Origin of the sequence: Lutimaribacter degradans (genome assembly GCF_023703375.1) — a bacterium.
GTDB lineage: Bacteria > Pseudomonadota > Alphaproteobacteria > Rhodobacterales > Rhodobacteraceae > Lutimaribacter > Lutimaribacter degradans.
In genome coordinates this window covers 136,283-155,522 of record NZ_JAMQGO010000001.1, presented here as the reverse complement: position 1 = coordinate 155,522, position 19,240 = coordinate 136,283, and the positions used below count along the sequence as shown (strand labels likewise).

The 19,240-nt window shown below is 63.9% G+C and carries 18 protein-coding genes and 3 tRNA genes; 12 read left to right on the top strand and 9 right to left on the bottom strand.

What is annotated here, in order from left to right; all coding sequences use genetic code 11:
• Positions 1–5 precede the first annotated feature (5 nt).
• Positions 6–2,351, bottom strand: a complete 2,346-nt coding sequence (locus M8744_RS00785) for an ATP-dependent helicase (protein WP_251407907.1) — start codon at positions 2,349–2,351, stop codon at positions 6–8.
• 171 nt (positions 2,352–2,522) lie between these two features.
• On the opposite strand from M8744_RS00785, the gene M8744_RS00780 reads away from it, so the two are divergent.
• The 6 genes from M8744_RS00780 to hisH all read left to right on the top strand — a co-directional run bounded on the left by M8744_RS00780 (position 2,523) and on the right by hisH (position 9,307).
• Positions 2,523–3,659 carry an alpha-hydroxy acid oxidase gene (locus tag M8744_RS00780; protein ID WP_251407904.1) on the top strand — a complete coding sequence of 379 codons (1,137 nt, stop codon included), beginning with the start codon at positions 2,523–2,525 and terminating at the stop codon, positions 3,657–3,659.
• Between the two features lie 139 nt (positions 3,660–3,798).
• Positions 3,799–7,239, top strand: coding sequence for a pyruvate carboxylase (locus M8744_RS00775; protein WP_251407901.1), 3,441 nt, complete (start codon positions 3,799–3,801; stop codon positions 7,237–7,239).
• 516 nt (positions 7,240–7,755) lie between these two features.
• Positions 7,756–7,830 (top strand) — tRNA-Gly (locus M8744_RS00770).
• 58 nt (positions 7,831–7,888) lie between these two features.
• A tRNA-Gly gene (locus M8744_RS00765) sits at positions 7,889–7,963 on the top strand.
• A 115-nt stretch (positions 7,964–8,078) separates the two neighbouring features.
• Positions 8,079–8,666, top strand: a complete 588-nt coding sequence (hisB, locus tag M8744_RS00760) for an imidazoleglycerol-phosphate dehydratase HisB (protein ID WP_251407898.1) — start codon at positions 8,079–8,081, stop codon at positions 8,664–8,666.
• Positions 8,667–8,668: 2 nt separating this feature from the next.
• A complete protein-coding gene (hisH, locus tag M8744_RS00755) occupies positions 8,669–9,307 on the top strand; it encodes an imidazole glycerol phosphate synthase subunit HisH (protein ID WP_251407896.1) in 639 nt (212 codons plus the stop codon).
• Here hisH and M8744_RS00750 read toward each other — a convergent pair.
• The 3 genes from M8744_RS00750 to M8744_RS00740 form a co-directional block, all read right to left on the bottom strand.
• Positions 9,304–9,738 carry a VOC family protein gene (locus tag M8744_RS00750; protein WP_251407893.1) on the bottom strand — a complete coding sequence of 145 codons (435 nt, stop codon included), beginning with the start codon at positions 9,736–9,738 and terminating at the stop codon, positions 9,304–9,306. The two genes, hisH and M8744_RS00750, sit on opposite strands and share 4 nt — an antisense overlap.
• A gap of 38 nt (positions 9,739–9,776) precedes the next feature.
• Complete coding sequence (locus M8744_RS00745; protein ID WP_251407890.1) at positions 9,777–10,163, bottom strand: DUF2147 domain-containing protein; 387 nt, start codon at positions 10,161–10,163, stop codon at positions 9,777–9,779.
• Between the two features lie 96 nt (positions 10,164–10,259).
• Complete coding sequence (locus M8744_RS00740) at positions 10,260–10,646, bottom strand: DUF2147 domain-containing protein (RefSeq protein ID WP_251407887.1); 387 nt, start codon at positions 10,644–10,646, stop codon at positions 10,260–10,262.
• Between the two features lie 133 nt (positions 10,647–10,779).
• Here M8744_RS00740 and hisA point away from each other — a divergent pair, with 133 nt between their 5' ends.
• Positions 10,780–11,502 (top strand): 1-(5-phosphoribosyl)-5-[(5-phosphoribosylamino)methylideneamino]imidazole-4-carboxamide isomerase, encoded by a 723-nt coding sequence (gene hisA / locus M8744_RS00735; RefSeq protein ID WP_251407884.1) that lies wholly within the window; start codon positions 10,780–10,782, stop codon positions 11,500–11,502.
• A gap of 155 nt (positions 11,503–11,657) precedes the next feature.
• Here hisA and M8744_RS00730 read toward each other — a convergent pair whose 3' ends face one another.
• A complete protein-coding gene (locus tag M8744_RS00730; RefSeq protein WP_251407881.1) occupies positions 11,658–12,116 on the bottom strand; it encodes a DUF302 domain-containing protein in 459 nt (152 codons plus the stop codon).
• Between the two features lie 95 nt (positions 12,117–12,211).
• Between M8744_RS00730 and hisF the strand changes: the two genes are divergently transcribed.
• A complete protein-coding gene (gene hisF / locus M8744_RS00725; RefSeq protein ID WP_251407877.1) occupies positions 12,212–12,976 on the top strand; it encodes an imidazole glycerol phosphate synthase subunit HisF in 765 nt (254 codons plus the stop codon).
• Positions 12,973–13,284, top strand: coding sequence for a phosphoribosyl-ATP diphosphatase (locus M8744_RS00720; protein ID WP_251407874.1), 312 nt, complete (start codon positions 12,973–12,975; stop codon positions 13,282–13,284). Before hisF ends, M8744_RS00720 begins: the two co-directional genes overlap by 4 nt.
• Before the next feature lie 90 nt (positions 13,285–13,374).
• Here the strand turns inward: M8744_RS00720 and M8744_RS00715 are convergent, their stop codons facing one another.
• From M8744_RS00715 to rlmB, 3 genes are all read right to left on the bottom strand, one after another.
• Entirely contained in the window at positions 13,375–13,848 is a 474-nt protein-coding gene (locus tag M8744_RS00715; protein ID WP_251407871.1) for a CoA-binding protein, read from the bottom strand.
• A gap of 206 nt (positions 13,849–14,054) precedes the next feature.
• Positions 14,055–14,408 carry a hypothetical protein gene (locus M8744_RS00710; protein ID WP_251407869.1) on the bottom strand — a complete coding sequence of 118 codons (354 nt, stop codon included), beginning with the start codon at positions 14,406–14,408 and terminating at the stop codon, positions 14,055–14,057.
• Between the two features lie 58 nt (positions 14,409–14,466).
• Positions 14,467–15,249: a 23S rRNA (guanosine(2251)-2'-O)-methyltransferase RlmB gene (gene rlmB / locus M8744_RS00705; RefSeq protein ID WP_251407866.1), complete on the bottom strand. Its 783-nt coding sequence runs from the start codon at positions 15,247–15,249 to the stop codon at positions 14,467–14,469.
• A gap of 231 nt (positions 15,250–15,480) precedes the next feature.
• Between rlmB and M8744_RS00700 the strand changes: the two genes are divergently transcribed.
• The 3 genes from M8744_RS00700 (at position 15,481) to M8744_RS00690 (ending at position 18,365) form a co-directional block, all read left to right on the top strand.
• Positions 15,481–15,564: transfer RNA gene (locus M8744_RS00700), tRNA-Tyr, on the top strand.
• A gap of 249 nt (positions 15,565–15,813) precedes the next feature.
• Positions 15,814–16,806 (top strand): GT-B fold glycosyltransferase domain-containing protein, encoded by a 993-nt coding sequence (locus M8744_RS00695; RefSeq protein WP_251407863.1) that lies wholly within the window; start codon positions 15,814–15,816, stop codon positions 16,804–16,806.
• 266 nt (positions 16,807–17,072) lie between these two features.
• Positions 17,073–18,365 (top strand): O-acetylhomoserine aminocarboxypropyltransferase/cysteine synthase family protein, encoded by a 1,293-nt coding sequence (locus M8744_RS00690; protein ID WP_251407860.1) that lies wholly within the window; start codon positions 17,073–17,075, stop codon positions 18,363–18,365.
• A gap of 64 nt (positions 18,366–18,429) precedes the next feature.
• Here M8744_RS00690 and M8744_RS00685 read toward each other — a convergent pair whose 3' ends face one another.
• Positions 18,430–19,107: an SIMPL domain-containing protein gene (locus M8744_RS00685; RefSeq protein ID WP_251407857.1), complete on the bottom strand. Its 678-nt coding sequence runs from the start codon at positions 19,105–19,107 to the stop codon at positions 18,430–18,432.
• Positions 19,108–19,240: the final 133 nt, after the last annotated feature.

Sequence of the window (19,240 nt, the reverse complement as noted above, 5' to 3'; positions counted from 1 at the left end):
CTCGGTCAGAACGGGATGTCATCGGCGGCCATCACGAACTTGGCCACCACCTTTTTCACCCCGGCCTTTTCGAATGCGATTTCGAGCTTGTCGCCCTCGATCGCCTCGATACGGCCATATCCGAATTTCTGGTGGAACACCCGCTCGCCCACGGTATGCGCGCTGACGGCCTGGCTGTCGATCACCGCGTGGCGGGTTTCGCTTGGCTGGCCAACCGGGCGCTGATCACGCCGCGCCTGCAACCGCCTCCATCCCGGCGAGTTATACACATTGGCCTCGGCCGCGCGGTCCATGACGCCTGCGCCGCCCATGCCCGAAGCACCGTAGCCCCCGCCATACAGCCCCGGAGGCGTCAGCACCTCGACATGCTCTTCGGGCAATTCGTCGATGAAACGGCTGGGCATCTGGCTTTGCCACTGGCCGAATACCCGGCGGTTCGAAGCAAAGGATATCGTGCACACCTCCTCGGCCCGCGTGATGCCCACATAGGCCAGGCGCCGCTCTTCCTCGACCCCTTTCAGCCCGCTTTCATCCATGCTGCGCTGCGACGGGAATAACCCGTCCTCCCAACCCGGCAGGAACACGGCGGGAAATTCCAAGCCCTTGGCAGCGTGCAGGGTCATGATCGACACCTTCTGACCGCCATCGTCGCTGTCATTGTCCATCACCAGGCTGACATGCTCCAGGAACCCTTGCAGGTTCTCGAACTCTTCCAGGTGATTCACCAGTTCCTTCAGGTTCTCAAGCCGCCCCGGTGCCTCGGGCGTCTTGTCGTTCTGCCACATGCCGGTATAGCCGGATTCGTCCAGGATGATGCCCGCAAGCTCGGAATGGTCCACGTCGGCATCACCCGCCATCCGGCCCCAGCGATCCAGGTTTTCCACCAGGAAGGACAATTGCGCCGCACCCTTGCCTGTCAGGCGCCGCTCGGCCACGGCGATGCGCGCCCCTTCGACCAGGTTGACGCCAAACTCGCGCGCGGTGCGCTGGATCGTTTGCTGGGCCTTGTCGCCCAACCCCCGCTTGGGCGTGTTCACGATACGCTCGAACGCGAGGTCATCCTCGGGGCTGATCACCACCCGGAAATAGGCCATCGCGTCGCGAATCTCCATGCGCTCGTAAAAGCGCGGGCCACCGATCACCCGGTAGGGCAGACCGATGGTCAGGAACCGATCCTCGAAGGCGCGCATCTGGTGCGAGGCCCGCACGAGAATGGCAATCTCGTCCAGGCCGAAGGGCCGCATCCCACGGGTGCCACCCTGCATCGCCTCGATCTCTTCGCCGATCCACCGCGCTTCTTCCTCGCCATCCCAATGGCCGATCAGGCGCACCTTCTCGCCATCCTCGGCGTCTGTCCACAGTTCCTTGCCCAGCCGCCCCTCGTTGCCGCGAATAACGCCGCTGGCCGCGGCCAGGATATGCGGGGTCGAGCGATAATTCTGCTCCAGCCGCACCACCTTGGCGCCTTCAAAATCCTTCTCGAAGCGCAGGATGTTGCCCACCTCGGCCCCGCGCCAGCCATAGATCGACTGGTCGTCGTCGCCCACGCAGCAGATGTTGCGATGCCCGCCCGCCAACAGCCGCAACCACATGTATTGCGCCACGTTGGTATCCTGGTACTCGTCCACCAGGATGTAACGGAACCAGCGGCGGTATTGCTCCAACACATCGTCATGGGCCTGGAAAATCGTGACGACATGCAGCAGCAGGTCGCCGAAATCCACCGCGTTCAACTCTTTCAGGCGCGCCTGGTATTGCGCGTAAAGCTCAACCCCACGGTTGTTATAGGCCCCGGCCTCGGAGGCGGGCACCTTTTCGGGCGTCCAGCAGCGGTTTTTCCACTGGTCGATGATGCCCAGCAACATCCGCGCCGGCCAGCGCTTGTCGTCGATATTGGCCGCCCTTACCAATTGCTTGAGCAACCGCAGCTGGTCGTCGGTATCGAGAATCGTGAAATTGCTTTTCAGACCTGCCAGTTCGGCATGCCGGCGCAACAGCTTTACACAGATCGAATGAAAGGTGCCCAGCCAGGGCATGCCCTCGACCTGCTGGCCCAACAGCCGGCCCACCCGCTCTTTCATCTCGCGCGCGGCCTTGTTGGTGAACGTCACCGACAGGATCTCGTTCGGGCGCGCGCGTCCGGTGTTCAGCAAATGCACGATCCGCGCGGTCAACGCCTTGGTCTTGCCCGTGCCGGCGCCTGCCAACATCAAAACAGGGCCATCCAGCGCCTCGACCGCGGACCGCTGCGCGGGGTTCAATTCGTCCAGGTAGGGCGCTCCGCGCGCAGCCATCGCCCGCGCCGACAATGACGCCCCTTCGAACGCATCCATTTCGTCAAAACTGCTCATGGGCAGACAATAGCGCGGGCCATGGGTGAATTAAAGATATGTTCAGCAATTGTTCCACTTCGCCTTGCCAAATAATTGCCGAGCAACCGCCAGACGCGCGTTTTCGACAATTCCAGGCGGCCCGACAGGGGCAGGCTGGACAATCGCGCATGGACCGCGCCAAATGCACGCATGGATCTGCACACGCTTTACCCCGGCCTTGACGACCTGAAACGCCGTGCCCGCGCACGCTTGCCGCATTTCGTCTGGGAATATCTCGACAGCGCCACGGGGGCCGAGACCACCAAGGCCCGCAACCGCGCGCAGCTTGATGAAATCCTGATGCGCCCCTCGATCCTGCATGGCCCGCTTGATCATGACCTTTCAACCCGGCTGATGGGGGCGGAATGGGCGCTGCCCATTGGCGTGGCGCCGGTGGGCATGTCCGGGCTTGTCTGGCCCGAAGCCGAGATCCTGCTGGCGCGCAACGCCGCGCGCGCGAACATTCCCTATTGCCTGTCCACCGTGGCCTGCAAGACGCCCGAACAGGTGGGCCGTCATGCGCAGGGGCGCGGCTGGTTCCAGCTATACCCGCCGAAAGACCCTGAAATCCGCCGTGACATGGTCAGGCGCGCCCGAGACGCAGGGTTTGACACGCTGGTGCTGACGGTGGACCTGCCCGCGCCTTCGCGCCGCGAACGCCAGACCCGCTCGGGCATCACGCAACCGCCGCGGCTGACCCCGCGCCTGCTGACACAGATCGCGCGTCGCCCGCATTGGGCGCTGGCCACCGCGATGAATGGCCGCCCGCGCATGCCCACCATCGCGAAATACGCCGACGACACGCCCGGCATGGCCCCGACCGAACATATCGGCTACATCCTTCGCACCTCGCCCGACTGGGAATACCTGCGCTGGCTGCGCGACAATTGGCAGGGTGCGTTCGTCGTCAAGGGCGTGCTGAACCCGCAGGATGCCACGGCGCTGGAGGCCGAGGGCGTCGACGGGATATGGGTATCCAACCACGCCGGCCGGCAATTCGACGCCGCGCCCGCCAGCATCGAGGTGCTGCCCGCGATCCGTGCGGCCACGACCTTGCCGATCATTTTCGACAGCGGCGTGGGTGGCGGGCTGGATGTCCTGCGCGCCGTGGCGCTGGGGGCCGACATGGTGATGATGGGCCGCGCATGGCATTACGCGCTGGCCGCGCTGGGGCGCGACGGCCCGCGCCACCTGACCGAGATGTTCGAGCGCGACATAATCGCCAACATGGGCCAGGTCGGCGCCACGCGACTGGCCGAGGTGGCCGATCGGCTGATCCGCGCCTGAGCCTGGATGGCGTCGCGGGGCCCATGAATTGTTGCAAGAATATTGCCAGCTCGGCGCTACAGCCTATTGCGCTGCGGCGCGGCATGACGCTAGCAATACCTGATTCACCACGCGGTGATGACCAAGAAGGAACCTCTGCATGACCGACTTCAAGAAAATCCTCATCGCGAACCGGGGCGAAATTGCCATTCGGATCATGCGTGCCGCCAACGAGATGGGCAAACGCACGGTCGCCGTCTTTGCCGAAGAGGACAAGCTGGGCCTGCACCGCTTCAAGGCCGACGAGGCCTATCGCATCGGCGAGGGTCTGGGCCCCGTGGCCGCGTATCTCGCGATTGACGAGATCATTCGCGTTGCAAAGCAATCAGGCGCCGACGCGATCCACCCGGGCTATGGCCTGCTGTCGGAAAACCCCGATTTCGTCGATGCCTGCAAGGCAAATGGCATCACCTTCATCGGGCCGAAAGCCGAAACAATGCGCGCGCTGGGTGACAAGGCCAGTGCCCGTAAGGTCGCGATCGAGGCGGGGGTGCCCGTCATTCCTGCGACCGATGTTCTGGGCGATGATTTCGACGCGATCGCCAAGGAGGCCGAGAAAATCGGCTATCCGCTGATGCTCAAGGCGTCATGGGGCGGTGGCGGGCGCGGCATGCGCCCGATCAACGGCCCGAAAGAGTTGAAGGACAAGGTGCTTGAGGGCCGCCGCGAGGCCGAGGCCGCGTTTGGCAACGGCGAGGGGTATCTTGAAAAGATGATCACCCGCGCGCGCCATGTCGAAGTGCAGATCCTGGGCGACCGTGACGGCAACATCTATCACCTGTTCGAACGCGACTGCTCGGTCCAGCGCCGCAACCAGAAGGTCGTGGAACGCGCCCCTGCGCCCTACCTCTCCGAGGCGCAGCGCGAAGAACTGTGCGAGTTGGGCCGCAAGGTCTGCGCCCACGTGAATTACGAATGTGCCGGCACCGTCGAGTTCCTGATGGATATGGACACGGGCCAGTTCTACTTCATCGAGGTCAACCCGCGCGTGCAGGTCGAACACACGGTGACCGAAGAGGTCACCGGCATCGACATCGTCCAGGCCCAGATCATGATTGCCGAAGGCAAATCGCTGGCCGAGGCGACCGGCAAGGCCAGCCAGTACGACATTCGACTCAATGGCCACGCGCTGCAATGCCGGGTGACGACCGAGGACCCGCAGAACAACTTCATCCCCGATTACGGCCGCATCACCGCCTATCGCTCGGCCACCGGCATGGGCATCCGCCTGGATGGCGGCACGGCCTATGCCGGCGGTGTCATCACGCGCTACTACGACAGCCTGCTGACCAAGATCACCGCCTGGGCCCCCACGCCCGAAAAGGCCATCGCGCGGATGGACCGCGCCCTGCGAGAGTTCCGCATTCGCGGCGTCAGCACCAACATTGCCTTTGTCGAGAACCTGCTTAAACACCCGACTTTCCTGAACAATCAATACACCACCACCTTCATCGACGACACGCCCGCGCTGTTCGAGTTCACCAAGCGGCGCGACCGGGGCACCAAGGTTCTGACCTATATCGCCGACATCACCGTGAACGGGCACCCCGAAACCGCCGGGCGCACCACCCCGCCCGCCGACCTGAAAGACCCGAAACCCCCGGCGCCCCGTGGCGAACCCACACCAGGCACGCGCAACCTGCTGGAGGAGAAGGGCCCCAAGGCGGTCGCAGACTGGATGCTGGCGCAGAAACGGCTGCTTCTGACCGACACCACCATGCGCGACGGGCACCAATCGCTGCTGGCCACGCGGATGCGGTCCATCGACATGATCAAGGTGGCACCCGCCTATGCCGCCAACCTGCCGCAACTGTTCAGCGTCGAATGCTGGGGCGGGGCCACCTTCGACGTGGCCTATCGCTTCTTGCAGGAATGCCCCTGGCAGCGCCTGCGTGACCTGCGCGCCAAGATGCCCAACGTGATGACGCAGATGTTGCTGCGCGCCTCGAACGGGGTTGGCTACACGAACTACCCCGACAACGTGGTGCAGGAATTCGTGCGCCAGGCGGCGGTATCGGGCATCGACGTGTTCCGCGTTTTCGACAGCCTGAACTGGGTCGAAAACATGCGCGTCGCGATGGACGCGGTGATCGAAAGCGGCAAGATCTGCGAGGGCACGATCTGCTATACCGGCGACATCCTCGATCCCGATCGCGCCAAGTACGACCTGAAATACTATGTCGGCATGGCACGGGAATTGCAGCAGGCGGGCGCGCATGTTCTCGGGCTCAAGGACATGGCGGGTGTGCTGAAACCGCAGGCCGCCCGCGCGCTGGTCAAGGCCCTGAAGGACGAGCTGGACATCCCCGTGCATTTCCACACCCATGACACCAGTGGGATCGGCGGGGCCAGCATCCTGGCCGCGGCCGAGATGGGCGTTGACGCCGCCGACGTGGCGATGGACGCGTTTTCCGGCAATACCAGCCAGCCCACACTGGGCTCGGTGGTCGAGGCGCTGCGCTGGAGCGACCGTGACACCGGGCTGGACATGGCCGAGATACGGCAGATCTCGGATTACTGGGAAAACGTGCGCCAGCACTACGCCGCTTTCGAATCCGCGCAGCAGGCGCCCAGCTCCGAGGTCTACCTGCACGAGATGCCCGGCGGCCAATTCACCAACCTGAAGGCACAGGCCCGCAGCCTCGGCCTGGAAGAGCGCTGGCCCGAAATCGCGCGCACCTATGCCGATGTGAACCAGATGTTCGGCGATATCGTGAAGGTCACGCCAAGCTCCAAGGTTGTGGGCGACATGGCGCTGATGATGGTCAGCCAGGGCCTGACGCGGGCGGAAGTCGAAGACCCCGAAAAGGACGTGGCATTTCCCGACAGCGTGGTCGACATGATGCGCGGCAACCTGGGCCAGCCGCCGGGCGGATTTCCCGAGCCCATCGTCAGGAAGGTGCTGAAAGACGAGAAACCCAACACGGAACGACCGGGCAAACACCTGGAGCCGGTCGACCTCGAGGCGACACGCGCCGAGTTGTCCGAGCAATTGGAAGGCCGGACCGTGGATGACGAGGACCTGAACGGTTACCTGATGTATCCCAAGGTGTTTCTCGACTACATGGGCCGGCACCGGATGTATGGCCCCGTGCGCACCCTGCCAACGCGCACCTTCTTTTACGGGATGGAACCGGGCGAAGAGATCAGCCCCGAGATCGACCCGGGCAAGATCCTGGAAATCCGCCTGCAGGCAGTTGGCGAAACCGACGAAAACGGCGAGGCCAAGGTTTTCTTCGAGTTGAACGGTCAGCCGCGCATCATCCGCGTGCCCAACAGAAAGATGAAATCCGAAACCGCCGCGCGCCCCAAGGCCGAGCTTGGCAACACCGCCCATCTCGGTGCCCCGATGCCCGGCGTGGTCGCCTCGGTCTCGGTCACCGCGGGCCAGTCGGTGAAGGAAGGCGACCTGCTGCTGACCATCGAGGCGATGAAGATGGAAACCGGCATCCATGCCGAACGCGACGCGGTGGTCAAAGCCGTGCATGTGCAACCGGGCGTGCAAATCGACGCCAAGGACCTGTTGGTGGAGTTCGAGTAGACCCGCGTGATCCAAAGGGCTGCGCCCCAAGGGCGCAGGCCGGGTATCTCGGCGCGTTCCGCGCCTCGGGCATGGGGGCTCTGCCCCCGTCGCCCGTTCCGGGCGCCCCCCCGGGGTATTTCCGGCAAAAGGAAGGGGAAGGCCAGCGACCTTCCCCCAAGGAAGACACCTCTTCCCCTTGCGCGGTCATCGGCACCCCTGCCTGTACCGCAGCAACCAGTTTGCAGAAAAATCGCAAAGAATCCGTTTTCCTCTTGCTTCAAATACCCCCGCCGGAGGCACCTGTCCGCTTCGCCTGCCCGTCCGTCCGGGTCTCTGCCGTAACCGCGCCGCCCACGGCCCGAGGTGGAAGGCGCAGCCTTTCGCCGAGACACCAGGCGCGCCGAAGGCGCACATCATGATCGCGTCGATGCTTGCCCATGCCGGGGCCGTGAAGGTCCATCTTTTTTCACCGCATCGTCATTTTTCCTCTTGCAAGCCCGGCGCAGAATTTATACCTCCTCAGCACCCAAGGACGCGGGCGTAGCTCAGGGGTAGAGCATTACCTTGCCAAGGTAAGGGTCGTGAGTTCGAATCTCATCGCCCGCTCCAATGGGTTCGGATCAAGGCGCCGACAGGCGCCTTTTCCTTTGGCCGACGGGCATCTGATGCGGGCGTAGCTCAGGGGTAGAGCATTACCTTGCCAAGGTAAGGGTCGTGAGTTCGAATCTCATCGCCCGCTCCAGATGTCGATGTACCCCCCCTGCCTTATGCCTTGTTGCCCAGCGTGACACGCCGCCCCCTTTCACACCGCGCGTCATGGCCCTATAAGCGGGCGCAAGACGGATATGGAGGCGCGAATGCGCAAGGCCGACATCACCCGCAAGACAGCGGAAACCGATATCTCGGTCCAGATCGACCTGGACGGCACCGGCATCTATGACAATGCCACCGGCGTGGGGTTTTTCGACCACATGCTGGATCAGCTCGCGCGGCACGCGCTGATCGATATGACCGTACGCTGCACTGGCGACACCCATATCGACGACCATCACACTGTCGAAGACGTGGGTATCGCCCTGGGCCAGGCGCTGGCACGGGCGCTTGACGACAAGCGTGGCATCCGCCGTTACGGTGAATGCGCCCTGCCGATGGATGACGCGCAGGTACGCTGCGCGCTTGATCTGTCGGGCCGGCCTTTCCTCGTGTGGGATATCACCATGCCGACCGGCAAGATCGGCAGTTTCGACACCGAATTGCTGCGGGAATTCTTCCAGGCGTTCAGCACCCATGGCGGCATCACGCTGCACCTGCACCAGGTCTGCGGCTTCAACAGCCACCACATTGCCGAGGCGGCTTTCAAGGCGGTGGCGCGCGCGCTGCGCGTGGCGGTCGAGACCGACCCGCGCAAATCCGATGCGGTACCGTCGACAAAGGGAACGCTCTGACCGTGACAACCGTCATTATCGATTACGAAAGCGGCAACCTGCATTCCGCGGAAAAGGCGTTTCAGCGCATGGCGCACGAAATGGACGCAGGCCCCGTCACCGTTACCGCGGACCCCGACCTGGTACGCTGCGCCGACCGGGTGGTTTTGCCGGGCGATGGCGCCTTTCCGGCCTGCCGGGCGCAGCTCTTCGACCATCGCGGCCTGTTCGAAGCGATGGAAGAGGTGGTGATCGGAGCCGGAAAACCGTTTCTCGGCATTTGCATCGGTATGCAAATGCTGGCCACGCGCGGCATGGAATACGCGGAAACCGCCGGGTTCAACTGGATCGGCGGCACGGTCAACCGGATCACGCCGGCGGATGCCACGTTGAAAGTGCCCCATATGGGCTGGAACGACCTGGTGATCGACCAGCCGCACCCGGTGTTCGACGGGGTGCAAACGGGTGATCACGCCTATTTTGTGCATTCCTACCACATGCAGGTCGTCGATAGGGCGCAGATGCTTGCGCATGTCGATTATGGCGGCCCGGTCACCGCCATCGTCGGGCGCGACAACATCCTGGGCATGCAGTTCCACCCCGAAAAAAGCCAGGCGACGGGGCTGCGCATGATCGCCAATTTCCTGAACTGGCAGCCTTAACGGGCCCAAAGGCGAGGTTCGGCCATCTCCAGCGAGTTTCCGGCAGGATCGCGAAAATAGATCGACCGCGCCCCGTTGGGCCAGGCGAAATCCGCCTCGATCTCGACCCCCGCGGCCTCCAGCCGCGCGCGCCACGCCGTCAGCGCCGGCGACTCGACCGCGAAACAGAAATGCCCCTCCCCGTGCGCACCATGCGGCGGAACGGGCATGTCGGGGTTACCGGGCGGTTTGACCGTTTCCTCGGGGTTGAAGATCAGCAAAACGCCCCCGCCTACGCGGTAGAACACGTGCCGTTCGCCGACGCGCAGGATTTTCTCCAAGGCCAGGATCTCGCCATAGAACGCTTCGGCCGCGTCCAAGTCGGGTGCATAAAGCGCGGCCTCCAGCAAGCCAAGCGGTGGAGGCGCCTTGGGCAGGTCCTTGTGTGTCATGCACGCAGGCTAACCTCTTGCGCAGACACTTGCAAAACTCAGTGAACCCGTGTCCAGCTTTGCGTTCGGCAAACAGGGCCCATACATCCCTTTAACTTCAGCCGGTCGCCTACCACACTGAACAGCCCATCAACGGTCGTCCTGTAAAGCGGCAGCAATACCTTGCCGCGGTACGTACCACTGCCTTGCGCCGTCACATCCCAGATCACGCGCTTGCCCACGTTCGGCGTGGTCACCTGCTGGCCCTCGGACCCGAAGGCCCGCAGAACCTTGCCACAGAACGATGCGCCGCAGGACGTGATCTGCATATGCGCCACCTGGTCCTTGTTGTCGGGGCCGGTAAGCCATGTGCCGACGATCGGTTCTGCTTGCGCCGCGCCGCCCGTAAGCAGCACAAGCGCAAGTATCGCACTTTTGCGTGTCATCTTGAATCCTCAAGGGTTAAGATGACTGTAATATACATGAAAACCGTTCGTCTGCCACCTGTCGGCAAAGGCCATGCGCGGTTCAGCGCCGACGTCCTAGCGCACCCGCGTCCAGTCCTGCTTGGCGCAAATCAGGCCACCGGCAACACACCCGGCCATCTTCAACGAATTGCCGTTCAGGTCGATCTTGCCGATATAGACCTTGTCGTTCGACGGTCGCCATACCCTGCCCTCGTAGCGGCTATTGCCGGCGGGGGTCATGTTGCGCACCAACTGCTTGCCGATATTGGGTGACTGGTACTCGCCATCGGCATTGAACGTTCGCACGATCGTGCCGCAATAGGCCGGGCCGCAAGGCGCGATCTCGACATGGGCATACGCGCCGTCATCTTCCTGCGTCCTCCAAAGACCTTCGATCGGGTCGGCCATCGCCCCGCCCGCCCCGGCCAACACGACGGCTGCCGCGATGATCCACTTTTTCATTGAAACTCCTCCCTCGGTACCTGGTCGCGACCCTGTGCGCCGCGAAGCCGCCGGTCAAACCCTACACGAGGTTGCGTTGCATTTCCACGCGCCGCGTGCATAACGACGCCCAGAAGACGCGAAAGGGCACATCATGATCCTCTACCCCGCCATCGACCTGAAGGACGGCAAGGCCGTGCGCTTGCTCAAGGGCGACATGGACAAGGCCACGGTATTCAACGAAGACCCGGCCGCACAGGCGTTGGAATTCGTCTCTGCGGGCTGCGAGTGGCTGCACCTGGTCGATCTCAACGGCGCCTTCGCGGGGCAACCCGTCAACGCCGCCCCGGTCGAGGCGATCCTCAGCCAAACCAAGACGCCCGCCCAGCTGGGCGGCGGCATCCGCGACATGGCCACGATCGAGCGCTGGCTGTCGCTGGGCCTGGCCCGCGTGATCCTGGGCACGGTGGCGGTGGAAAATCCCGCGCTGGTGCGCGAAGCCGCCCGCGCCTTTCCCGGGCAGGTCGCCGTCGGGATCGACGCCCGCAACGGCCGCGTCGCCACCAAGGGTTGGGCCGAGGAAACCGATATACAGGCGACAGAGCTTGCCAGATCCTTCGAAGACGCCGGGGTGGCGGCCATCATCTATACCGACATCAACCGCGATGGCGCGATGAAAGGGCCCAATATCGAGGAAACCGCGGCCCTGGCCCATGCCGTGTCGATACCGGTCATAGCGTCGGGCGGCGTCAGTTCCCTCGATGACCTGCGCGCCCTGCGTGACTGCGGCGCCCCGCTCAACGGCGCGATCTCGGGCCGTGCCCTCTATGACGGCGCCATCAACTTGCAAGAGGCGTTGACGCTTTTGCAAAGCTGACATCTTTCTCTTGCCGAAAATACCCCGGGGGAGTCGCGCAGCGCGCGACGGGGGCAGCGCCCCCTCCCCGACGCCCCACAGGGGCCCATGAAAAAAAGCGCGCGGGCGGGCGCATATCTAGAAACCGCCATCGACACGCGCCGCACCGCTGTAGCTCAGCCGCCCGCAGCATCCGAAGTCAACTTGTCCAGGGCGCCCTGCATCTTGCCAATGTAGCCCGCGTCATCGCCGATGCCCTGCATATCGCCCAGCGTCTCCGCCGGGTTCTCGTAGGCCAGCCAGACCTGGCCCTTCGCATCCTCGTAGACCAGCACCTTGAGCGGCAGATACAGCCCCGCCAGCGCATCATCCTGGATAGCGGGCGTGCCCAGAACCGGGTTGCCGAAAACCAGCACCTGGTTTGGCGCAAGCGTCATTCCGGCATCCTGCGCCCCCTTGGCATGATCGATCCGTGCGAAAACAGTGGCGCCGGCACCGTCGACCGCCGCCACCAGCGCATCCATCACCTCGGGCACCGTTCCCTGGGCTTGTCGCTTCGAAATGTCCGGCCCGGCCGCGGCCGCGGACACCGCGCCGAACCCCACAAGGACCACTGCGGTCAAAAACTGTTTCACACTCACCTCCCGTTACCATTCGATGGCACCATGCTCTGGAAACCCGCGCGCTTTGCCCATAAACAAGGCCGTGAACCGTTGTGATGGGCTGATCCATGCTGAAAACCCGTATCATTCCCTGCCTTGACGTGGCCGATGGCCGCGTGGTCAAGGGCGTCAATTTCGTAGATCTGCGCGATGCGGGCGACCCGGTGGATGCCGCGCGCGCCTATGATGCGGCCGGCGCGGACGAGCTGTGTTTCCTCGACATTCACGCAACCCATGAAAACCGGGGCGTCATGCTCGATGTCGTCACCCGCACCGCCGAGCAATGTTATATCCCGCTCACGGTGGGCGGCGGCGTGCGCACGGTCGCCGATGTACGCGCCTTGCTGCTGGCCGGCGCCGACAAGGTCAGCTTCAATTCGGCCGCGGTCGCCAACCCCGACGTGGTGCGCGAAACCGCCGACCAGTTCGGCAGCCAATGCATTGTGGTGGCCATCGACGCCAAGACCGTCGAACCGGGCCGCTGGCAGATATTCACCCATGGCGGGCGCAAACCCACCGGCATCGACGCCGTGGAATTCGCAAAGCTGGTCGAGGCCAAGGGCGCGGGCGAAATCCTGCTCACCTCGATGGATCGCGACGGCACGCGGGCGGGCTTCAACCTGCCGCTCACCCGCGCCATCTCCGACGCAGTGGATATCCCGGTGATCGCCAGCGGTGGTGTCGGCACGCTCGATCACCTGGTCGAAGGTGTCACAAAGGGCGGCGCAAGCGCGGTCCTGGCGGCGTCGATCTTCCATTTCGGCGACTATTCGATCCAGCAGGCCAAGACATACATGGCTGCCGCGGGCATCCCGATAAGGACAGGCGCATGACACTGGAAGAGTTGGAACAGATTATCGCCACCCGCGCCGCGGCCAGCCCCGATGAAAGCTGGACCGCCAGGTTGCTGGCCAAAGGACCCGAGAAAGTGGCCGAGAAATTCGGCGAAGAGGCGATCGAGGCCCTGATCGAAGCGGTCCGGGGCGACCCCGACCGCCTGGCATCCGAGGCTGCGGATGTGCTGTTTCACCTGTTGGTCATGCTACACGCGCGCGGCGTCAGCGTCGCGCAGGTGATGGACGAGCTTGCCCGGCGCCAAGCGCAATCGGGCCTTGCCGAAAAGGCCGCGCGCAAGACGTGATGCCCGTATCACGCCCGCCAGCTGTTTGCCGATCAACGGGATGGCGGGCGGGGCGCCTTGCGGCCCAGGCCGCAACAGCGGCGCGCGCCGTCACAGCTTCGACGAGATGACCCCGGTGGCGAACCCGCCCATGCGTAGCTCGCCGAACAGGCGCTGGTATTCGATCTTGGGGCACAGATCCATGATCACGTCGACACCCCGCGCCCGCGCCGTTTCCGCGGCGTCCTCGTTCACCACGCCGATCTGCATCCAGATGGTCTGCAAGTCGGGAAAGGTTGCCAGCGCCTCGTCCACGATGCCGGGCACGTGTTCGGGCCTGCGGAAGATATCGACCATGTCGACCCCGCCCTCGATCTCGGACAGGCTGCCGATCACGGTTTCGCCCAGCAACTCCTTGCCCGCATGGCCCGGGTTTACCGGCACCACTTCGTAGCCCTTGAGCTTCAGGTATCGCGCCACGTAATAGCTGGGGCGCACGGGGTTGGTGGACACCCCGACCACGGCAATGCGCTTTGTTCGCTTAAGCACGTCGCGCAGGAATTCGTCTGTGTATGTCTCGCTCATGCCCCCTTGATAGCGCGGATCGGCGAAACAAAAAAGCGCCCAAGGAAAGCCTTGGGCGCCAGTCACGGAACGAGGGACAGTGAAGAAACACAGGCGTTCCGGGCCTGTGCCTCGCTATTAGATGTAGGAAGGATGGATGATTTATGAAGGGCCACGGCCCGCGCCATGATCACATCTTCGTGGTCGCCGCTCGAATCGGGCTCGAGTCAGTCGAATATATCCTCGACCACGTCCCAAATCTCGCTCAGAACCCGCGCGCCCAGCGATTTGCGACGTTTCCCGGGTCTAGACGGGTGGCGCGGCGCGGGCCGGGCGGTGCCCTGCCCCAGGGCGTGGCGACGCTCGGCCGCCCAATCCACCGAAACCTTCTTGCGGGTTCCGGGCGCGGGCTTGGCCCGGGCCGGCTTCGACGCGGTTCCGCGCACCAGCGGCATCGGCTTCATGTCGTGCAGCGGCGCACCGCAGGTGCCGCAGACAAGTTCGTGCCGCCCCTGGTCCAGAACCAGCGCCGCGCGCGTGCCGCAATAGGAACAGGTGGCGATCTTGGTGCTTTGTGGCATGGGCTCTCTCGTTGCGCGCTACATCTAGGCACACAGCCGTGATGCGGCAAGCCCCCGTCTAGCGCGGCAAACTGGCATAGAGCGCCACGGCGGCGGCGTTCGACACGTTGAGCGATCCGAAATCGCCCGCGAAATCAATGCGCACAAGGGCGTCACAGGTATCGCGGGTCTTTTCGCGCAGGCCCGGCCCCTCGGCCCCCAGCACCAGGGCCACCGGATCGTCGCGGCGGCCCTCGGTCGCGACTTCGATGGACTGTTCGGACGTGCCGTCGAGGCCCAGAACAATATATCCCATGGCCTGCAACCGCTCGATCGCCTGGGCCAGGTTGGTGACGCGCAGATAGGGCTGGCGTTCAAGCGCGCCGCTTGCGGTCTTGGCCAGCGCCCCGGTCTCGGGTGCCGAATGATGGCGCGGCGCGATCACCGCAGCGGCACCGAACACCTCGGCCGAGCGCAAGATCGCCCCCACGTTATGCGGATCTGTCACCCGGTCCAGCAAAACGACGCGCGGCACGCGGTCAGGATGCCCGGCGCAGACATCCTCCAGCCGGCCCCAGTTCAGCGGTTTGACCTCAAGCGCCGCGCCCTGGTGAACCGATTGCGGATCGAGCGGGGCGGAAAACTTGCGCGGGTCGTTGATCTCGGGCGTGATACCGGCGGTGGCGATCGCGTCGGCCAGCTTGTCGGCGGCATTCCGGGTGACGACCAGGCGCAGCTTTTCACGCGCGGGGTTCATCAATGCATCGCGCACCGCGTGCAGGCCGAACAGCCAAACGGTTTCAGACGTGGCCTTGCGCCGTGCCTGTTCCTTTTCAATGACCCAGGTGGGTTTCTTGGCCAAGGGGGGCGCCCTCCATCCATAGTAAGCTGACAATCCCCGGTTACGCCCGTGCGGCGCGAAAGCCAAGGCTTGACGCGTCGATGCGCGGCGGCCGGCATCTGCCACGGCCGCAATGCCGCCGTGGAATCGGGGTGAAAGAATGACTTTGCGCCGCGGTGGTGATTTTTTGCGTTGACGCCTCCGGTGGGCGCTTGTAATCACGCCCCCACGTTGGCCGCAAGACGGCAACGTGGGCGACGAGCTGCAAGGTGCGGCAGCGGACTGTAACTCCGCCGGGGAGACCCATGCCTGGTTCGATTCCAGGGTCGCCCACCATTTCCTCCCCTGTCACGACGTTCAGGACAACCGTGCACGCCCATGCTGGCCTTGCGCTTGCGCCCAATGCCCACTCGGCGGTGTTGCAAAACAGGCGGGTGCCTTCAGTTTTTCTGGGCAATGCAGCACCAAATTCGCATCCCGCGCCCCTTCTGCCCCGGGGCTTTCCTGCCTATAGTGGCTGCAAACAGGTTCGGGGCAGTGACGAGTATGGGCAAAGCCACAGGCAAAAAGGAAAGCGCCGCACGCATGGAAGCCGGCGCAACGTTCAACATCGTGATCGTCGGTCAGACCGGCCGCCTGCAATACGAGGCCGTGTTGTTCGCGGCATCGCTGCGCGCCAACAGCCCCGATTTTCGAGGGCGGCTGCTGGTGGCCGTGCCACAGCCGGGGGCGTTATGGTCCGATGACCCGTCGATCCGCGATCAAGAAATCCTCGACCTTCTCGAAAGGTTCGGGGCAGAGATCGTGCCCTTCGAAAGCGTCCATTTCGGCCAGTCCTATCCCTATGGCAACAAGATCGAGGCACTGGCTGCCATGCCAAAGGACGAGCCTTTCGTTTTCTTCGACACCGACACGCTGATTCTGAACGATATCGCGCATGTCCCGTTTGATTTCGAACGGCCCGGCGCCTCGCAGCGGGTCAGCGGCACCTGGCCCGAGATCGAGCTTTACGGCCCCGGTTATACCCGGATCTGGAAATCGCTTTACGACAAGTTCGGGCTGGATTTCGAAACTTCGCTCGACCTGTCGCAGCCCGACGAGTTCTGGCGGCGCTACCTTTATTTCAACGCGGGATGGTTCTTCGGCCGTTGCCCGGTAGAATTCGGGCGGTTGTTCACCGATTACGCCGTGTCCATACGCGATGACGCCCCGCCCGAGTTGGTGTGCCAATCGCTCGATCCCTGGCTCGACCAGGTGGCCCTGCCGCTTGTCATCCACGCGCTTGGGGGCGGGCGCGACACCATTCCGCAGGGGCTGCTGGACGGGGCCGTATCGTGCCATTACCGGATGCTGCCACTGCTTTACGCGCGCGAAAGCGACGCGGTTGTTACCACCCTTGAACAGATCGCCGCGCCCAACCGTGTAAAGAAGGTCATCAAGAGATACGAGCCGATCCGGCGCATGATCTACCAGGGACGCGGCCAAAAGGTGCGCGCGCTTTTCGATCAGGACAACCTGCCCCGCAAGGAACAGGCGATCCGCAACAGGATCAAGAAAAACGGATTCTGGATGCGGTGAGCCAGCCCCGGCCCATGTGGGTGGAAGGGTCAGGCGTGCCCGGCGTCAAGTCGAGGGCATGATGTTCATGGCCGGGCGATCATGGGCTGATGTTCCAGGCGGATCAGATGCCCGGCCTGCCCCGTTCCAGAAAATGCGCGGTTTGGCGAACAAATCGCGCGCACGATCTTTATGTGGAATATCATCGTCCTTTCCGCGCGCGCCCGATTGTCGCAGCGCGGCCAATCGCGTAACCCTATGGTCAACATTCTTGATGTGAGGACGACATGACAGACGCACCCACCTACGGTTTCGACACGCTGGCCATCCATGCCGGCGCCCGCCCCGACCCTGCAACCGGCGCCCGGCAGACGCCGATCTACCAGACCACCGCCTACGTTTTCCGCGATGCCGACCACGCCGCGGCGCTCTTCAACCTGCAAGAGGTCGGGTATATCTATTCGCGCCTGACCAACCCCACCATTGCCGTGTTGCAGGAACGCATGGCGATGCTCGAGGGCGGGGCCGGCGCGGTCTGCTGCTCATCGGGGCACGCCGCACAGATCATGGCACTGTTCCCACTGATGGGGCCGGGCCTGAACGTGGTGGTCTCGACCCGGCTTTACGGCGGATCGATCACCCAGTTCAGCCAGACGATCAAGCGCTTCGGCTGGTCGGCAAAGTTCGTCGATTTCGACGATCTTGACGCGATCGAGGCCGCCATCGACGAAAACACCCGCGCGGTGTTCTGCGAATCCATCGCCAATCCGGGCGGCTACATCACCGATCTGGACGCGGTGGCCGGCGTCGCCGACAAGGCGGGGCTGCCGCTGATCGTCGATAATACCAGCGCCACTCCCTACCTGTGCCGGCCGATCGAGCACGGCGCGACGCTTGTTGTGCACTCGATGACCAAGTTCCTGACCGGCAATGGCACGGTGATGGGCGGTGTCGTGGTCGACAGCGGTAAATTCGATTGGTCGGCCAGCGACAAGTTCCCCTCGCTGTCCGAGCCCGAGCCCGCCTATCATGGGTTGAAATTCCACGAAACCTTCGGACCGCTGGCCTTTACTTTCCACGGTATCGCCATCGGGCTGCGGGACCTGGGCATGACGTTGAACCCCCAGGCCGCGCATTACACCCTGATGGGCATCGAAACCGTGGGCCTGCGGATGGAACGCCACGTGCAGAATGCCACGAAGATCGCCCAATGGCTGGAAACTCATGATGCGGTCGAGGCGGTGACATATGCCGGCCTCCCCTCCTCGCCCTATAACGACCGGGTTGCGCGCATCTGCCCCAAGGGCGCGGGCGGGCTTTTCACCGTTGCGCTGAAAGGTGGCTATGACGCCTGCGTCAAGTTCGTCGACAGCCTTGAGCTGTTCAGCCACGTGGCCAACCTGGGCGACACGCGCAGCCTGGTGATCCACTCGGCCTCGACCACCCACCGCCAGTTGACCGAGGAACAGCAGGTTGCCGCAGGCGCAGCGCCGAACGTGGTGCGGATCTCCATCGGGATCGAGGATGCCGACGACCTGATCCGCGACCTTGACCAGGCGCTGGCAAAGGCCGGCGGCTGACAAAAGGCCAAAAGCGAACCGAAGGGGCGCGCCGGCCAGGCGGCGCGCCCCTTTTTTTCTTTCTTCACTCGATCTCGTAGACCAACGTGACCGCGGCGTTCAGCGTCAACTCGCCCTCGGCCAGCGGCACAACCGACTCGGCGGCCATACGCGCCATCGGCATCGGATCGGGGTTGCCGCCGCCCACTTCGCGGATATCGCGCAAGGCGCCAAGCTGCACGCCCGCGGCCTCGGCCAGAAGCGTGGCCTTGCGGCGGGCATCGGACACCGCGTCACGGCGGGCGTCATCCATCGCCTTGGTGCTGTCTTGCAGGGCGAAAGATACACGCCCGATGCGGTTGGCCCCGTCTTCCACCAGTGCCCCGAGGATCGAACCGGCCTTGGCCAGCTCGCGCACCCGCACGGTCACGGTGTTCGAGGCGCTGAACCCGGCCAATGTCCGCTGGCGGTCGGGCTGGTTGTCATACACCGCATCAAGCGAAACCTGCGTGGTCTGAATGTCGCGCGGCGCGACCCCCTCGGCTTGCAACCGTTCTTGCAGGCGCGTCATCGCGGCCGAGGTTTCGGCCATCGCCTCTTGCGCGGTCTTCTTGCGGGATTCGACCCCCACCATGACTATCATCATGTCCGGCGCCTGCGTAGTCACGCCATTGCCCGTCACCGTCATGATGCGGGCCGTGTCTTGGGCCAGCGCGGGGACGGCGGCCATGATCAGGGCTGCGGCCAGAATCAGGTTTTTCATTTTTTTTCTTTCCTTCGGTCTGTCACGTTTGCGCATCGTCGCACCGCGGCCTACACGCAACAAGGGAATACATCGCGCCATCTTCCCCTAGGCAATAAGCTGCTATAGGTTACGGGAACGCGCCGGGGGACTC

Bases quoted from the DNA above. Each gene is read 5' to 3' on its own strand.
- M8744_RS00785 (WP_251407907.1), bottom strand. From the start codon at position 2,351: ATGAGCAGTTTTGACGAAATGGATGCGTTCGAAGGGGCGTCATTGTCG.
- M8744_RS00780 (WP_251407904.1), top strand. From the start codon at position 2,523: ATGGATCTGCACACGCTTTACCCCGGCCTTGACGACCTGAAACGCCGT.
- M8744_RS00775 (WP_251407901.1), top strand. From the start codon at position 3,799: ATGACCGACTTCAAGAAAATCCTCATCGCGAACCGGGGCGAAATTGCC.
- hisB (WP_251407898.1), top strand. From the start codon at position 8,079: ATGCGCAAGGCCGACATCACCCGCAAGACAGCGGAAACCGATATCTCG.
- M8744_RS00750 (WP_251407893.1), bottom strand. From the start codon at position 9,738: ATGACACACAAGGACCTGCCCAAGGCGCCTCCACCGCTTGGCTTGCTG.
- M8744_RS00745 (WP_251407890.1), bottom strand. From the start codon at position 10,163: ATGACACGCAAAAGTGCGATACTTGCGCTTGTGCTGCTTACGGGCGGC.
- M8744_RS00740 (WP_251407887.1), bottom strand. From the start codon at position 10,646: ATGAAAAAGTGGATCATCGCGGCAGCCGTCGTGTTGGCCGGGGCGGGC.
- hisA (WP_251407884.1), top strand. From the start codon at position 10,780: ATGATCCTCTACCCCGCCATCGACCTGAAGGACGGCAAGGCCGTGCGC.
- hisF (WP_251407877.1), top strand. From the start codon at position 12,212: ATGCTGAAAACCCGTATCATTCCCTGCCTTGACGTGGCCGATGGCCGC.
- M8744_RS00720 (WP_251407874.1), top strand. From the start codon at position 12,973: ATGACACTGGAAGAGTTGGAACAGATTATCGCCACCCGCGCCGCGGCC.
- M8744_RS00715 (WP_251407871.1), bottom strand. From the start codon at position 13,848: ATGAGCGAGACATACACAGACGAATTCCTGCGCGACGTGCTTAAGCGA.
- M8744_RS00710 (WP_251407869.1), bottom strand. From the start codon at position 14,408: ATGCCACAAAGCACCAAGATCGCCACCTGTTCCTATTGCGGCACGCGC.
- M8744_RS00695 (WP_251407863.1), top strand. From the start codon at position 15,814: ATGGAAGCCGGCGCAACGTTCAACATCGTGATCGTCGGTCAGACCGGC.
- M8744_RS00690 (WP_251407860.1), top strand. From the start codon at position 17,073: ATGACAGACGCACCCACCTACGGTTTCGACACGCTGGCCATCCATGCC.
- M8744_RS00685 (WP_251407857.1), bottom strand. From the start codon at position 19,107: ATGAAAAACCTGATTCTGGCCGCAGCCCTGATCATGGCCGCCGTCCCC.